This is a genomic window from Streptomyces sp. NPDC086077 (assembly GCF_040686175.1).
Classification (GTDB): Bacteria; Actinomycetota; Actinomycetes; order Streptomycetales; family Streptomycetaceae; genus Streptomyces.
Genome location: NZ_JBFBJT010000092.1, coordinates 16,174 through 31,066 on the forward strand (window position 1 = coordinate 16,174; position 14,893 = coordinate 31,066).

At 68.5% G+C, this 14,893-nt stretch carries 13 protein-coding genes and 1 pseudogene; 6 read left to right on the top strand and 8 right to left on the bottom strand.

Going from position 1 to position 14,893, the window contains the following annotated elements:
• Positions 1-113 precede the first annotated feature (113 nt).
• Together rpmG and AB0O67_RS24575 are read right to left on the bottom strand one after the other, a co-directional pair.
• Positions 114-278 (bottom strand): 50S ribosomal protein L33, encoded by a 165-nt coding sequence (gene rpmG, locus AB0O67_RS24570; RefSeq protein ID WP_365453762.1) that lies wholly within the window; start codon positions 276-278, stop codon positions 114-116.
• Positions 279-502: 224 nt separating this feature from the next.
• Positions 503-726 (bottom strand): annotated as a pseudogene (locus AB0O67_RS24575) (SpoIIE family protein phosphatase); the annotation flags it as partial.
• 598 nt (positions 727-1,324) lie between these two features.
• On the opposite strand from AB0O67_RS24575, the gene AB0O67_RS24580 reads away from it, so the two are divergent.
• Entirely contained in the window at positions 1,325-3,529 is a 2,205-nt protein-coding gene (locus tag AB0O67_RS24580) for a CHAT domain-containing protein (RefSeq protein WP_365453765.1), read from the top strand.
• Between the two features lie 73 nt (positions 3,530-3,602).
• On the top strand, positions 3,603-3,917 hold the full coding sequence (locus tag AB0O67_RS24585; protein WP_365453768.1) for a hypothetical protein: 315 nt from the start codon (positions 3,603-3,605) through the stop codon (positions 3,915-3,917).
• On the opposite strand, the gene AB0O67_RS24590 is transcribed toward AB0O67_RS24585, so the two are convergent.
• The 3 genes from AB0O67_RS24590 to AB0O67_RS24600 all read right to left on the bottom strand — a co-directional run bounded on the left by AB0O67_RS24590 (position 3,914) and on the right by AB0O67_RS24600 (position 8,099).
• Positions 3,914-4,834, bottom strand: a complete 921-nt coding sequence (locus AB0O67_RS24590; RefSeq protein WP_365453801.1) for an alkyl sulfatase dimerization domain-containing protein — start codon at positions 4,832-4,834, stop codon at positions 3,914-3,916. The genes AB0O67_RS24585 and AB0O67_RS24590 overlap by 4 nt on opposite strands.
• Positions 4,835-4,994: 160 nt before the next feature.
• The gene (nhaA, locus tag AB0O67_RS24595; protein ID WP_365453771.1) at positions 4,995-6,293 is read right to left on the bottom strand and encodes a Na+/H+ antiporter NhaA; all 1,299 of its coding nucleotides are present in this window, start codon (positions 6,291-6,293) and stop codon (positions 4,995-4,997) included.
• A gap of 270 nt (positions 6,294-6,563) precedes the next feature.
• Positions 6,564-8,099 carry an alanine/glycine:cation symporter family protein gene (locus AB0O67_RS24600; protein ID WP_365453774.1) on the bottom strand — a complete coding sequence of 512 codons (1,536 nt, stop codon included), beginning with the start codon at positions 8,097-8,099 and terminating at the stop codon, positions 6,564-6,566.
• A 1,096-nt stretch (positions 8,100-9,195) separates the two neighbouring features.
• On the opposite strand from AB0O67_RS24600, the gene AB0O67_RS24605 reads away from it, so the two are divergent.
• Entirely contained in the window at positions 9,196-9,711 is a 516-nt protein-coding gene (locus tag AB0O67_RS24605; protein ID WP_365453777.1) for a hypothetical protein, read from the top strand.
• A 171-nt stretch (positions 9,712-9,882) separates the two neighbouring features.
• On the opposite strand, the gene AB0O67_RS24610 is transcribed toward AB0O67_RS24605, so the two are convergent.
• The 3 genes from AB0O67_RS24610 to AB0O67_RS24620 all read right to left on the bottom strand — a co-directional run bounded on the left by AB0O67_RS24610 (position 9,883) and on the right by AB0O67_RS24620 (position 11,879).
• Complete coding sequence (locus AB0O67_RS24610) at positions 9,883-10,380, bottom strand: hypothetical protein (protein WP_365453780.1); 498 nt, start codon at positions 10,378-10,380, stop codon at positions 9,883-9,885.
• Positions 10,381-10,451: 71 nt separating this feature from the next.
• Positions 10,452-10,766 carry a thioredoxin gene (trxA, locus tag AB0O67_RS24615; RefSeq protein WP_365453783.1) on the bottom strand — a complete coding sequence of 105 codons (315 nt, stop codon included), beginning with the start codon at positions 10,764-10,766 and terminating at the stop codon, positions 10,452-10,454.
• Between the two features lie 600 nt (positions 10,767-11,366).
• Positions 11,367-11,879, bottom strand: coding sequence for a molybdenum cofactor biosysynthesis protein (locus tag AB0O67_RS24620; protein ID WP_365453786.1), 513 nt, complete (start codon positions 11,877-11,879; stop codon positions 11,367-11,369).
• 255 nt (positions 11,880-12,134) lie between these two features.
• Between AB0O67_RS24620 and AB0O67_RS24625 the strand changes: the two genes are divergently transcribed.
• The 3 genes from AB0O67_RS24625 to AB0O67_RS24635 all read left to right on the top strand — a co-directional run.
• The gene (locus tag AB0O67_RS24625) at positions 12,135-12,749 is read left to right on the top strand and encodes an ABATE domain-containing protein (protein ID WP_365453789.1); all 615 of its coding nucleotides are present in this window, start codon (positions 12,135-12,137) and stop codon (positions 12,747-12,749) included.
• Positions 12,750-13,207: 458 nt separating this feature from the next.
• Positions 13,208-13,681 (top strand): VOC family protein, encoded by a 474-nt coding sequence (locus tag AB0O67_RS24630; protein ID WP_365453792.1) that lies wholly within the window; start codon positions 13,208-13,210, stop codon positions 13,679-13,681.
• A 184-nt stretch (positions 13,682-13,865) separates the two neighbouring features.
• The coding region (locus tag AB0O67_RS24635; RefSeq protein ID WP_365453795.1) for an FAD-dependent oxidoreductase at positions 13,866-14,893 on the top strand (1,028 nt) is incomplete at its 3' end.

A 14,893-nucleotide genomic window follows, 5' to 3' on the forward strand; every position in this document is an offset into this window, starting at 1 on the left:
GCACCTCCTGTGCGTGGCTGGGGATTCGCCTACGCCTTTGCGGCGACAGACGGGGGGCGTCGTGCCGTGCTCCCGCCAGGGCATCCGGCAGAGGTCGCCGCCGGTGGCACCGCTCAGCGTTCCTCACGGAAGAGGACGTGCTCCCCGGCCACCGGGTCGTACTTGCGCAGGACGAGCCGGTCGGGGTCGTTCCCACGGTTCTTGCGCGTCACGTACGTGACGCCGGTCCCGGCCGTCGACTTCAGCGTGACGACGGGACGAGTGGCGTTGCGTGCCATGAGGCCTCCTTTCACCCACGGATCGCGACTGGCGGGTGCATGCCATTCGCTGTCGTGAACAACAGCGGCCTTCGCCGTCGCATTCCCGACCCGGCACCGAGACGCCCTCCGCCGCACGGTTCCTCTCGACGGCCCACTTGCCACCGCCGACGGACGTGCCGTGGTCTGCTCACGACGGTCCCGGCAGCCGCTGATCGCCACCATGGCGGCGTCGTCACCCAGCCCTCCAGGAAGGCGACGAGTTCGGCCAGGTCCGCCTGACGGTGGGCCGCGCCACGGAACGCGCCGAGCAGGAGGGCAGCGTCCCCGACCGCCTCAAGGCCCTTCCCGTGGACGTCGCCGATGACGATCCGGGTGCCCAGCGCCGTCCGGGCGGCGGCATAGAGCCGCCGAGCTGCGCTTCGCGCTCGGCTGACAGGTGGACGGAGGCGATGCGCAGCGGGCCGACCGCCGAACCGAGGCGCCGACTGACAGGCGACCCCGGTCGACGTCGGCGGCCGTCAGCCCGCTGACCAGCTGATCCGGCACGGTCTCAGCGACACGCGCATGGATGCCGGGCTGGCCGGCTCGCGCACTGCGGCCTCGACACGTCCGCGAGCAGGCCGGCTGAGCCACTGCACCCAGCGGGACGAGCCTCGCCTGGCGTATCCCGAAATCGCGTGAACCGGCCCTTCCGGCCGCCGGGGGACGGCATGATTTCCATGGCTACCCCGCTGCCGGACATCGGTCGCACTGCGCCCCGAATCTCCTGGTGCCGCACAGGGGAGCCTGAGCCGTTGGGGGCAGGCATGAGATCAACCGCGTATGGACGTCTTCTCGTTGTGGCGGGACGTCTCGGGCGACGCCGCCTACGTCCGGACCGGGGGGCGGTGGCTTCCCCCGGCATCAAGCGGATCGCAGCACTCATCGACGCATTTCTCGAACACAGTGCGGATCTCCCGGATGCACTGCGCCGTGACCTCCTGGAACTCGAGGGGGTCCTCGGCGGGGTGACCGTCGCAGATGCCGACGACTCGGGCAACGCGGGGTTCTCCTATGTACGTTCGATGCTGATTCGCATTGTCCGACACCCCGGGCCACGCGACTCGTTGCCGCCGGCCGACAGGCGGCTGGCGATCCTCTACGAACTGCTCGGGCGCGAATATGTGCGATTCGCCGACTGGACCACCGCGGCGGAGTGCTTCGCGGGAGCCGCGATCTACTGGCCCACGCGTCGGCACAAACGCCGGACCTACTGCCAGTTGGTCGTCCTCACCATGAAGGCAGGAGACCGGGACGGCGCGCTCGACCATCTGAAGACCACCGAAGGGGCGAGTCACGGAGCGTCCGCCGTCTTCCATCGGATAGCCGCGCGGGTGCTGGATGAGACGCCGGGCGTCGGCGCGCACGACGTCGCCGGGATCGATCGGGTTCGCAAGCTGGGAATCATCCCGTACACGTACCTGGCCTCCTGTTTGGCGGAGCGCCTCGCCGAGGACGCTCAGCCGGAGCGGGCGTTGAGGCTCCTGACCTCGGCGATCGGGCGGCTGACCGTGGAGAAGGCCGATTACTGGCTGATCGGGGAGCTGGAGCAGAGGGCCGCGGCGATCTGGGTGGCCCTGGGCCGCTACGAGGAAGAACTTGGTCTTGCTCTCGCCGCCTGGGCAAAGCTGGACGCTCAGCGCTACCGCGCCTGCTCGCACACGCAACGTGTCGCTCTCTGGGCGAACTTCGGGCCATCGAGGCACGCGGCGCTGGCATCGGCGACTGCCCTCGGAGACGGCCGGGCCGTGGCCGAACTCATCGAGTCGTGCCGACTCCAGTCCATGATCGGAACGGTCGTCGAGGTCGATGCCGAGGAGGAGACCTCGAAGCTCGCGGACAGCGGGTTCAGCACGTCGGCGGAGGCGACCGATGCGGCGGAGAGCAGCACACCGCTCGTCTCCCAGGCACTCTTCACCGCGCTCGACGACGCGTTCGGTGCGACGCTGCTGCACTTCCCCTCGCCCGTGTCCTTTCAGGGCACGACGCTTCTCATGCCCCACTACGGCGACGTCCTGCCCGCCGAGAGAGCGCACGCACTCGCGCCCCGGCCTCTGGACGAGGCACTGCCCGCGGGCCTCTTCTGGTCCTCGCACATCGAGGACGGCTACCTCTTCTGGTTCGCCGCCCTGGACGCGAAGCCGATCGGATACGGCAAGGAGGACCTCCGGGAGCGGGGCCGGGTCAAACCGGTACTGCTGGCCCTGGCCGGGCAGGCCCAGTCGTCCGAACCGAAGACCTGGAGCCTGTTCCCCTACCGGCGCGGACCCGGCGACTACTACGAGCCCTACACACATCTCGAGAGCTGGAAGTCTCCCGAGGAACAGATCATCACCCGTACGGTCGGCGATCTCCTGCCGCCACGACTGGTCGAGGAACTGAGCGCGGCCACGGAAGCCGATCCGCTGCCACTGACGATCTCCCCGGCACGCGAACTCGCCTGTGTGCCCTGGCCGATCGCGATGATCCCGGGGACCGAGCATCGACTGGTGGAACGGGCCGCACTACGGATGTGGACCTCCACTCCCACTCAGCTCATGCGCTCGGCGCGCGGCGCGCGGACAGGGCAGCCTTCCTCATCACCCGCACCGTTCCTGCTGGCATGCGACAACCCGGACGGGACGCTTCGTGAGCGCACCTCGGAGTCCGTGGTACGGAGCGCGGCCACACTGCTGGAAGCAGTGGGGTCTCCCGTGCCCGCCACCAAGGAAGCCCTGCTTCAGGCGCTCCACCGGATCGGGCCTTCGGCCCAGGGGCTGTTCTTCTACCGCGGACACGCGGTGCACGACTCCGACCCGGCGTGGGCGGCCCTTCCCCTGGCCGGGGACGACTTCGTGAGCTCGGGGGAACTGTTCGGCAGCCTCGACGACGGCACACCGTTCCTGCCGATGCCGCAACGGGTGGTCCTGTCGTGCTGCTCCAGTTCGACCGCCTCGTCCCTCGGCGGCGAGGCCATCGGGCTCGCCGCCGGTGCCGTCCAGTCGGGTGCCGACCAGGTGATCGCCACGTCCGTCGACATCCTCGACTCGTCGTTCACCGAGGTGTTCGAGGACCTGATCGTGGAGGGCATGCTGGAGCGGCCGCAGGGCGATCACGCAGCCCTGCTGAGAAGGCTTCAGCTGCGGATGCTCAACGAGTGGAAGATCTGCTCACTGCGCGGAACGACTGACACCGGCGACGACGTCCGTGACCCGCACCCCGTCATCTGGGCCGCTTACCAGGCGTACTGACACAGTCTCGTCCGCGCGCACCGCACGGCCGACTCCGACACCTATGAAAGGGCGACTCTTGATTGCCGTAGCCATGCCGTCCGAACTCGCCGACGCTCTCGTGCGTCAGAGGCTGGCGATCCGCCCGGGCACTCGGGGCTCCGCCGCCGAGATCGCCCTGATCGGTATCACCGTGACCACGACCACCATCAGCCTCCTTCAGGCACCGGACACCTTCCTCCGGCTCACGGAGCTCATCCGGAACACCTTCGGCCGCCCCACCGGCATCACGGTCCAGATCACGGCGAAGGGTGAGAAGGTCAACATCGAGATTCCCGCCGACAACGGCATGGACGTCGCCACGGTGGCCCGGCGGATCCAGGACGCCCTTACGGAGGAAGACGACTAGAGGGTGTCGGCGTGGCTGGGGATCCGCATCGCGGGTGCACGCCGGCACCAAGTCCGGACGGGGGCTCGGTTACCCGTGGCCGGCGGACATCCGTCGGTCGGCGGTCCCGGCATGTTCGCCGTCGTCGGATCAGGGAGTGACGATGGCGAAGTCGGGGTCCAGGGCGGAAAGGTGGCCGAGCAGTGCGGACAGTCTTCCCGGATCGCCGGTGATCTCGACGTCCGAACGGCCGGCCAGCTGATCGGGCGTGACGGTGCCGAGACGGCGCGGAGGGCGGCTTCGTCGAGCGTGATCGTGACCTCCGGGTCGGTAGCCGCGGGACCGGTGCCGGTGGTGTGGGGCAGGACGCCGTTGCGCAGGCGCGGGGTGGCGGGTTCGCCGTCCGTGAGGTCGAAGCGGACGGTGATGTCCGCGTCCCAGGCACGCGGCCCGTCGACGCGAATGGCGAGGGAGTCGACGAGCTGCTCCAACGTCAGAGCCGCCAGCAGGTCCGGTGCGACGGTGGAGGTCGGTGTGCCGACCGAGCCCTGGCGTAGTTCCAGGGCGCCGATCAGATAGAAGCTTCTCCAGGTTCCGTTCTCGCTGCCGGATCCGAGTTGCTCCAGTGCGTCGGCCTGAAGTCGCCGTGCCCCGGCGTTGTCCGGTTCGGCGAACAGGACGTGGTGGACGACTTGGACGACCCACCGGAAGTCGCCGTCGGCGAAGGACTGCCGGGCACGCTTCAGGACCTCGGCCGAGCCGCCCATGTAGTCGACGTAGCGCCGCCCGGCCTCGACCGGTGGGTGCTCCCAGGGGTGGGCCGGGTTGCCGTCGAACCAGCCAAGGTAGCGCTGGTAGACGGCCTTGGTGTTGTGGCTGACCGACCCGTAGTAACCGTGCGTGTGCCAGGCCCGTTCCAGGGCCGGGGGCAGCTGGATCGCCTCGGCGAACGCGGGCGAGCGCTACGGCGAAGCCGCGTGACGACTGCTGCCGGTCGGGCGGCGTGCCATGGCCGGTCGGGCGGCGTGCCATGAGAGAGCCGGCGGCAACGATCACCGCGGTCAAGGAATGACGCCTGCACGGCCGCAACCCCTTGCATCAGCGCTCGGCGGCGCCGGTCCGCTGGTAGATGTCGGGGATGCCGTCGTGGTCTTCGTCGAGGTTCTCCTCTTCGTACAGGCGCCGGTAGATGCCGTTGCGCCGCTTGATCAGAAGGGCTGCCAGGGCCGCGGCGACGAGTGAGCCGATGAGCACCGCGGCTTTGACGTGCTCGGCTGCGGCCGGGTCGGGGAAGGCCAGCTCGCCGATCAGTAGTGCCACGGTGAAGCCGATGCCGGCGAGGACGGCAAGCGCGAAGACGTCCGCCCAGGCCAGGTCCGGGTTGAGCCGGGCACGGGTGAAGCGGGCGGCCAGGTAGGTGCCCGCGAAGATGCCCAGGGTCTTGCCCACGACCAGGCCCACGACGACACCGAGAGGCTCGGGCTGGGTGAAGACCTCACCCAGGGAAGCGGCCGTCACTCCCACGCCTGCGGCGAAGAGGGCGAACAGGGGGACCACTACTCCGGCGGAGAACGGGTGCAGCAAGTGGGAGGTGCGTTCGGCGGGCGAGGCGGTCTCCTTCTCGTCGCGGGTGGTACGCAGGATCAGACCCAAGGCCACGCCGGCGACGGTGGCGTGGACGCCGCCGTTGTACATCAGTGCCCAGGTCACGACGCCGAGGGGGACGTACCACCACCAGCCTCGCACGCGGAAGCGCTGGAGCAGGTAGAAGACGATCAGGCACGCGAAGGCGCCGCCGAGCGCGGCGAAGTTCAGGTCGCTGGTGAAGAAGACCGCGATGATCAGGATGGCGCCCAGGTCGTCGACGACGGCGAGGGTGAGCAGGAACGCGCGCAGCGCGGCGGGCAGGTGGGTGCTGAGGACCGCGAGGACGGCGAGTGCGAAGGCGATGTCGGTGGCCATGGGCACGGCCCAGCCGTCCATGCTGCCGCCGCCCGCCGCGGCGGTGGCGACGTACAGCACCGCGGGCATGACCATGCCGCACAGCGCGGCGATGACCGGCAGGGCCGCCGTGGCCGGGGTGCGCAGCTCACCGACGACCAGTTCGCGCTTCAGCTCGATGCCTGCGACCAGGAAGAAGATCGCAAGCAGTCCGTCGGCCGTCCAGTGCTCCACCGAGAGGTCCAGGCCGAGCGCCGGTATGCCGAAATGGAAGTCTCGTATCTGCTCGTATGCCCCGCTCCATGGGCTGTTCGCCCAGATCAGCGCGACGACGGCGGCCGCGAGCAGCACCAGCCCGCCGACCGTTTCCGTCCTCAGGGCCTGGACCACCGCGTTGCGCTCGGGCAGCGGCAGGAGACCGAGGAACGGGGAGCGTTCGCGTGGTGCGGCAGCCATCAGTGGGACCTCCGGGGCGTCGACTTCAGGGCATACGAGCCCCAGGACGCCGACCAGACTTCCCGGCACACCGCGCGTCGTGTGGCACCGCCTCCTTGGCGGGTCATTGACGCGTTCCTCACACCCTAACCGCCTGCCTGCTGTCCTGCCAGACCCAGTTTCACCTGCGGAAACGAGGTGTGCGGGCATGGCGAGCGGGCCTGTTCACACCAAGGCGCGAGGTGTGGACAGGCCCGCTCAGGAGTCGGGCTCCCTGACCGTGGGAGGCGGTCAGGCGGTGCTCTTCACCGGCTCCTGGTCTTCGTCGGCCTCGTCGATCTCGCCGGCGTTGCGGGCGCGGACGAACTCCAGGAAGGAGTTCAGCTCGCGCTTGACGACCGGGGCGAGAAGGTAGAGGCCGATGATGTTGATGACGGCGAGCATGAAGAGCACGGCGTCGGCCATGTCGATCAGGGTCTGCAGCGTGAGCAGCGAGCCGGCGACGGCGAACAGCGTGTAGACGACCTTGAAGGTCAGTTCGCTGGCCTTGCTGCGGCCGAAGAGGTGCGTCCATGCCTTGAGGCAGTAATAGCCCCAGGTCAGCACGGTGGAGATGGCGAACAGCATCACGGCGACGGTGAGGATGTACGGGAACCAGGGAAGTACCGTGCCGAAGGCGTCGGACGTGATGGTGACGCCGCCGATGGACTGATCGTCACGTGCCTCCGCCCAGCTGGCCGGGTTGGCGATCACGATCGTGAGGGCGGTCATGGTGCAGATGATGACGGTGTCGATGAACGGCTCCAGCAGGGCGACGAGGCCCTCGCTTGCCGGATGCTTGGTCTTGACCGCGGAGTGCGCGATCGGCGCCGAGCCGAGACCGGCCTCGTTGGAGAACGCGGCCCGCTTGAAGCCGATGATCAGCGCGCCGAGGACACCACCGGCGACACCCTCGGGGTTGAAGGCGCCCTCGACGATCGAGACCAAGGCGTCGGGCACAGCCGTGATGTTCACCAGGATGACGATCAGGCAGGCGACGATGTAGATGCCGGCCATGGAGGGGACCAGCTTGCTGGTGACGTTGGCGATCGAGCGGATGCCGCCGAGCAGGACGATGCCGACGAGCGCGGCGATCAGGATGCCGAAGAACAGCGCGCCGGTGGAGGATCCGATCGCGCCGTCCTCGCCACCGGCGACGGAGACCAGCTGCGCGTAGCTCTGGTTGACCTGGAAGAGGTTCCCGCCGAAGAGGCCGAAGAACAGGATCATGAAGGAGGCGAGGACGGCGAGGACCTTGCCGAAGGTCTTGCCGTTCTTGCCGAAGCGGTCGGCGAGGCCCTTGGGCAGGTAGTGCATCGGGCCGCCGGAGACGGTGCCGTCCGCGTGCACCTCGCGGTACTTCACGCCGAGCGTGACCTCGACGAACTTGGTGGCCATACCGAGCAGGCCGCACAGGATCATCCAGAAGGTGGCACCGGGCCCACCGATGGAGACGGCGACGGCCACACCGGCGATGTTGCCGAGTCCGACGGTGCCGGAGACGGCCGCCGTCAGGGCCTGGAAGTGGTTGACCTCGCCGGCCGACCCCTTCTCGTCGTACTTGCCTCTCACCACGTCGACGGCGAGCCGGAACTTGCGGAACTGCACGAACCCGAACCAGCCGGTGAAGATCAGACCGGCGACGACGAGCCAGGCGACGATGAGGGGCAGGTCCGTTCCGCCGACGGGGACGGCGTAGAAGACGACTTCGCCGAGCCAGGTGGCTATCGGTTCGAAGAAGGAGCTGACTGCTTTGTCGACGGAATCGGTGAATGCGTCGAGAGACACTATGGCTACCTCGGTGGCGCAGGGGGGACCGGCGCCCGGGGAGGCTGCGCCGGCAAGTGTGCGGTCTTTGAGCGAACGCCGTTGTCCGATCGGCGAGCCGCGGTGGCACGGCCCGCGGACTCGGGCTGTGATCACGTTGGTCGTACTGCCGGTGCGTGCCGGCACTCCGCAGAGGGGCCAGGAGCCCGTGCGGGGTTGCGCAGTTCTAGCACGCCTTTTACGAATCCTTTAGTGATGGAAGTCACATAACGGTGGGTAATCTCGGAAAGTCCCAGCGCCCGTAACTGGACCGTTATACGGATTTGAGGCTCCGCTGAGCGAACGATCAACTGTTGATGAGGGCTGGGGGCCGTCGCGGACCTGTTGAGCGCGGGCCATCTCCGGTGGTGAGCAGGATGCCGCGTTCGCCGAGCGGACGATGCGGGAGCGTTCCACATGCTGGTGCCCCGCGTTAACGCGGGGGGCCGGGCCGTGGGCGACGGCGACCGCGTGCGCGTGGACGGCCGTAGGCCAAGCCTCGGCGAGGTGGTGCAGGTCGCCGCGGCCGTTGCGCAGGTCGTCGATGAACTCTCGGCGTACTGACTCTTCTTGACATACCGTCATGACCCATGCCGCCCCCGGCGAGGGCGCTGTCGGCGGAGCCGAGGGGGCGGGCCAGGCCGCGCGCGCCGCCGACAGATGGGTGTTGATCAGGGCACGCGGGCCGGATGCGGCGTCTGCGGCCTGTTCGACCTGTGCGCACCCGGGCGGCGTTCCCGTCACGGTGGGTAGCCCGTCGGGGGCCGAGACCTGGGTCAGGATGTGGGCACAGTCGTCCACATCCTGCTCCCGTACCGGCCGGTCCGTCACACGGTCCCCCGCACGATTGGCGCGCTGGTGTCGGCTTCTGGCGGCCCACCGGCATGGAGACCCTGATGAACGCTGCCGGGAACCGGCAATGCGCGAGGGTGCTCCTTCCGGGCAGCATGGCTCGCGGAGGAGCACTGCGGATGGTTCCGGTGCCGGACACCGGCAGGTGCCCGGCACCGGAATCCGAAAAGCAGCGCATCACCGACCACGACGCGCGTGTGCCGAGGGCAAGAAGGGGGAGCGGTTCATGCGGATGTTCCTGGAGGCCGCCACCGGCCTGCCAACGATCGTGCTCACCGCCGCCCTCGTCGTGCTCATGTCTTTCTGGCTGCTGGTCGCGGTACGGGTCGCCGCCCCCGCCAGCTTCGACGCGGACGTGGACCTCGGTCCATGGGGCATGGGTGGAGTGCCGGTGTCGGTCGCGCTCACGGTGCTGACGGTCCTTGCCTGGCTGCTGGGCGTCGGGGCGACGATGGCGCTGGGTACCTTCATGTCCCCTGGTCCCGCCACCGGGCTGCTGCGCCTGGCCGTGCCGGTCGCGGCACTTCTGGTCGCCTGGCGGTTGACCTGCCTGTCCGTTCGCCCGTTGCACCGCCTCTGCACCGATGAACCCCGGCCCTCGCCCCTGCGTGACCGCACCGCGGCGCGCGACACCGGCGACGGAAGCCGGGACACGCTACGGGGGCGCCGTAGGAGGGAGCGCTACAGATGCGCGACCGCGCCGCCTGAGACACGGTCCCTGCGGCAGCAGCCGTTGCCATGACCGATATACGGGTGCGGCCGCCCTGCATGCCTTTGCCCGACAGTCTCCGGGGACTCCTCCAGGCCGCTCTTACCGGGCGGCACGTCGCGGAAACGTGCGCGCGTTCCCCGAGAGGCGGCGGCCGATCAGGTCCGCCGTCGGCCTGCCCTTCGTCGACCCACAGCCGGGCTGTCAGCGCTGCAGGTGCACGGTGAAGTGGCGCTCCGTCTCACCCGCGGGGACGGTGCGGATGAAGCCGCGAGCGGTGCTGTAGTCGCCCGAGCCACCGGTGATGCCGACGTCGACCGAGTCCGGGGCGGGCAGGTGCAGCAAGGACTGTGCGGCGAACTGTCCCTCGGGCAGCGCGAAGGTGCCTATGCACTGGAGTGCGGCAGGGGTGACCTGCGTGAAGGTGCAGACCGCACTGTGGTCGCCCACCTTCTTGCCGTCGCGGTAGAGGTCCTCGTGAACGACCCGCTGGTCACCCACGCTGACGCCCGCCTCGCCCAGATCGACCTCACCGGCGGAGGTCTGCTTGCCAACCAATTCGAAGGTATCGACGCGAGGCTTCGCGACGGAGGTGTCGGCCGACGCCGACGGTACGAGCGCCGTGACTCCCGCGAGGGCAACCGCCACGCCGGCGGCCGCGCTCAGGTAGCGCCTCTTGCTCGTCCTCAAAGTGCTGGACACTTCGGTGCTCCGTTCATCGGTTGCCACGCTGCAGGTGCCGTGCGAACCACATCGCGGTGTCCCGCGCCGTCTCAGATGAAGTCGGCCAGGTCTCGCAGAAGGGCGGCTTTGGGCTTGGCCCCAAGGATTTGCTTGACCACTTCGCCGTCCCGGAACACGTGCAGGGCAGGGATGCCGGTGATGCCGGCCTGCTCTGGGGTCAGCGGATTCTCGTCGACGTTCATCTTGACGATCTCGATCTTGTCGCCGTGCTCGGCCGCGATCTCTTCAAGAATCGGGGCGATCTGGCGGCATGGGGCACACCACTCGGCCCAGTAGTCGACGAGCACGGGCTTGTCGCTCCTCAGGACCTTCTCTTCGAAGTCTGCGTCGGTCACGGATTTCACGACTCCCCCTCGGCGGGCGGGCACTGGCTGCCGTCGGGTCCGGACTCAGGAAGTGCGAACGTCCAGGGGTACACATTCACATTCTCACGCACCCCATTCCTGACGGCACCTCGCAGGGCAGGCCGTCGTTTCAGACTGCGGTAGGCGGCCACTGCGGTCGATGCCGAGTCCCGACGAGATCCCGCGCCGTCGCTGTAGGCGAGGCTTCCGGCGGTGACGGCGGCAAGGACGTTCTCCGCCGGCACTCGTGCGCCGTCTTGAGCGGCCACGCCGTCGGATCTGCTTGTCACTGCGCGGTCCTCACGTCGGGCCTCGGGGACGCTCGTCCGGCATGGCTACGTCCCTGCGCCACGGGGGGGCAGCGCGAAGCGTGTTGCCAGGTGGCCAACCGCACCCGTGACAGTGACGAAGGCCGACGGCATTCGCGGGCCGAGGCCCGGCGGCCCGACGGCTCGGGGAGATACTCGAAGCGCATGAAGCCGAGTTTGCGGCGGCGCGTTCAGTGAAGAGGTGACTGCGCTGCGGCACGAGACGGTGGACCGGCGACGAACGGACCTGCCAAGCTCTTGCACCTGCCAGGTCACGACTACGGCATCGAGGTCAGCGTGCCTCCTGCGAGTCCATGACAGTGGTCGTGAGTGATGCGGCTCCCAAGGTGATGACGCCATCGGAAAGCGGTGTGCAGCGCACCCCGCCCTTACCTCTCAGCGCCCGCTGGGCACCGGCTCCGATGGTGGTCTCCATCCAGGCACACGGCCTCGCAGCGGTGTTGACCGCTAGCAGCACCGGGCCGCTGCCGCTGTCCAAACTGACCACCGACCCCAGGTACGCATCGATGTCTATTCCTCTCAGGAGCACGTTCCGACGCGTCTGCCGAAGGTCAACGGCCGCATTGATGTGCCTCGGAAGATTCTCCACTGCCATCAAGGTAACGGCGGCGCGGCGGTGCGCCGGGTGACCGAAGTACCGGTCGCCGACGATCCCCAGATTGCGCCGGACTTCGAGCCTCTCGACCAGCTCGTCTTCCTCGGTCGCAGCCGGGCCGTCGGCCGGCCGTCCCATGTAGCGATGGGTCGGTGACAACAAGAGCTGAATCACTTCCACCATGGCCATGAGGTTCACTCTACGGCGGGGCGAAAGGCACCGGCAGGAGCGGACGCGGAACCTGGAGGGAACTTGGATAGGTACGACGGCGCAGCCCGGCTCTCCCCACTCAGGACTCCGCGAAGCGGCGGCCCGCTCCGGGTGCCGCTCCGTGCCTTGGGAAGAGATGCTGAGGACAGTTCTCGGTTCACGGGAAGAAAGTAGCTACCATAACCGTTTCGGTAATAACCTTGAGGCTGATGCATTCCATGATCGAGGAGGTCGATGATGTCCCCGCGCACGACCGAGCCCAGCCCACTGACCCAGCCGCCGGCGGCTGACGTGGTCCTGCAATTCGTCAATACGCACCCCGCGGGACCCCATCGACTGCCGGAGCGCTTCGGAAGCGCGGAGGCTCTGCGCGCATGGCTGCGGGAGCAGGCCCTGGGCTGGGAGACGACCCATGTCACGGAGGCCGACGCGGCCAGCGCCCGCGAGCTGCGCGAAGCCTTGATCACCGTCCTGCTCGCTCATTCCGCCGACAAGGACACCACCCCCGGCGTGCTCGCCGAGGCGGAGGGCTACCTGCGCCACGCCGCCTCCCGGTATCCACTGGTGACGGTAGTCACCGCGTCCGGGGCGTCCCTGGCACCCGCGCAGACCGATGTACCCGGGTTGTTCGGCACCGTGTTGGCGAACGCCACGGAGCTCGCCCAGACGGGCGTCTGGGACAGGCTGCGGGCATGCCGGCACCAGCCGTGTCACTTCGGCTTCTTCGACCGGACGCGGAACAAGAGCACCGTCTTCTGCGGCCCGGGATGCGGTTCGCGTGAGTCGATGCGCGCATACCGGCAGAGGAAGAAGGCACTGGCCGCCGAGCATGACCCGTCTTCGAAGTGATCCTCCGGGCGGCCTCTCGGCTGGTACGCGCGTATGGACTCACTGACCCAGGAGGCTCCTGTCACAGTGCACCCGGCGATCGACCCGCCACCTCATGCGTGGACGTAATCGAACTGGAGTACCCATACACATCGGCCGATCCCGACCGGGCGGGATGTGACGTTCCCCTCCCCGTCGAGCTTTGCTAGTTATGAGCTAATCCTTTACGGTCATAACCAAGGATGCGCCACGCCACCGGGCGGTGCTCCGGCGAGCAACCCGAGCACGGCACCCCGTCCCGCGCCTATGGGGCAGGCATCTCTGGCAGTGGTGACCGCCGACGACCCGACCCTTCACCGTTCGGACGCCGCGGTCTTCCCCACCTGGATCACAACCGTCATCCAGGTCGCATCAGCCGGTCGGCGGCGGACAGCGCGTTCGCCGACTTCGGTTGTGAACCAAGAAGGAAAAGCGACCAGATGTATATGAAGCTCGAAGTCACCGTGCTGCCCGTGTCCGATGTCGATCGGGCCAAGACCTTCTACGAGGCACTCGGGTTCCGTCTGGACCTCGACAAGGCCGTGAGTGAGGACTGGCGCGCGGTGCACTTCACGCCGCCCGGCTCCGAGTGCTCGATCATGTTCGGCACGGGAATGACCTCCGCCGAGCCGGGCTCAGCCCAGGGCCTGTACCTGGCCGTCCTCGACATCGAGGAGGCCCGTGCGGAGCTCCTCGGCCGCGGTATCGAGGTGAGCGAGATCTTCCACGACGCCGGAGGCCTCCTCTTCCACGGACACGACAGCGGCGACGTCACCCACCGGCTTGAGGGCCAGGGCCGCGAGCCCGGTCTGCACCCCGAGCGCGCCTCCTACGGCTCGTTCGCCACCTTCAGCGACCCCGACGGCAACGGCTGGGTGCTCCAGGAGATCCAGCAGCGGTTCCCGGGCCGCTGACCGTCCAGCCGCTCCCCCGCACGAACGAGATCGGGGGGCGGACTGCCAGGCAGCTCAAGCCCCGGACATGTCGGCCCGGCAACTGCCGGGCCGGCACGGGTGCGCTGCGTCAGCGCACCCGTGTCGGCAACTGAATCCCGCAGAACCAGTGACCAAGTACCGACTACCGACAGACGGAACAATGATGCAAGAGACCACCCGTACCTACGATGTGATCGTCATCGGCGCAGGACCGGTCGGCGAGAACGTGGCCGAGCGCACCCGTGCAGCCGGACTCAGCACCGTGATCGTGGAGCGCGAACTGCTGGGTGGCGAGTGCTCGTTCTGGGCCTGCGAACCGAGCAAGGCGCTACTGCGCCCGGTCGTGGCGCGTGCCGACGCGCGCCGAGTGCCCGGGCTGAGCCACGCGGTGGCCGGTCCGTTGGACGTCGAGGCCGTCCTCGCCCACCGCGACAGGATGTCCAGCTACTGGAAGGACGAGGACCAAGTCGACTGGCTCGACTCGGTCTCGGTCGATCTCATACGTGGTCACGGCCGCTTGGCGGGACCGCGCCAGGTCAGCGTGCAGACTTCCGAAGGCGGCACGATCAACCTCAGTGCACGGTACGCCGTGGTCGCCTCCACGGGCACCAGCGCTGCGCTGCCCGACATCCCTGGCGTGGACAGTGTTCAGCCCTGGACCAGCCGTGAGGCGACCAGCGCCGACCGTGTGCCTCGCCGTCTGGCCGTGGTCGGCGGCGGTGTGGTGGCCGTCGAAATGGCAAGCGCGTGGCAAGCGCTGGGTTCCCAGGTCACGATGCTGGTCCTGGAGGACGGGCTGCTGCAGCGCATGGAGCCGTTCGCCGGCGAACTGGTCGCCGAGGGGTTGCTGGAGGCCGGCGTCGACATCCGCTTCAGGACGTCGGTGGTCTCCATGACACGTGGCGACGGCGAGGTGCGACTCACTCTCGACGACGGCGGCGAACTGGCGGCGGACGAGATCCTCGTCGCGACCGGACGAGCCCCGCGAACCTGGGACCTCGGGTTGGAGACCATCGGTCTCACTCCAGGTGAATGGCTGAAGGTGGATGACACCTTCCAAGTGACTGACGTCGCCGACGGCTGGTTCTACGCCGTCGGGGACCTCAACCGGCGCGCGCAGGTGGCCCACCAGGGCCAGTACCACGCCCGGATCGCCGGGGCCGTCAACGGCGCCCCGGCCCGGGGGGAGGA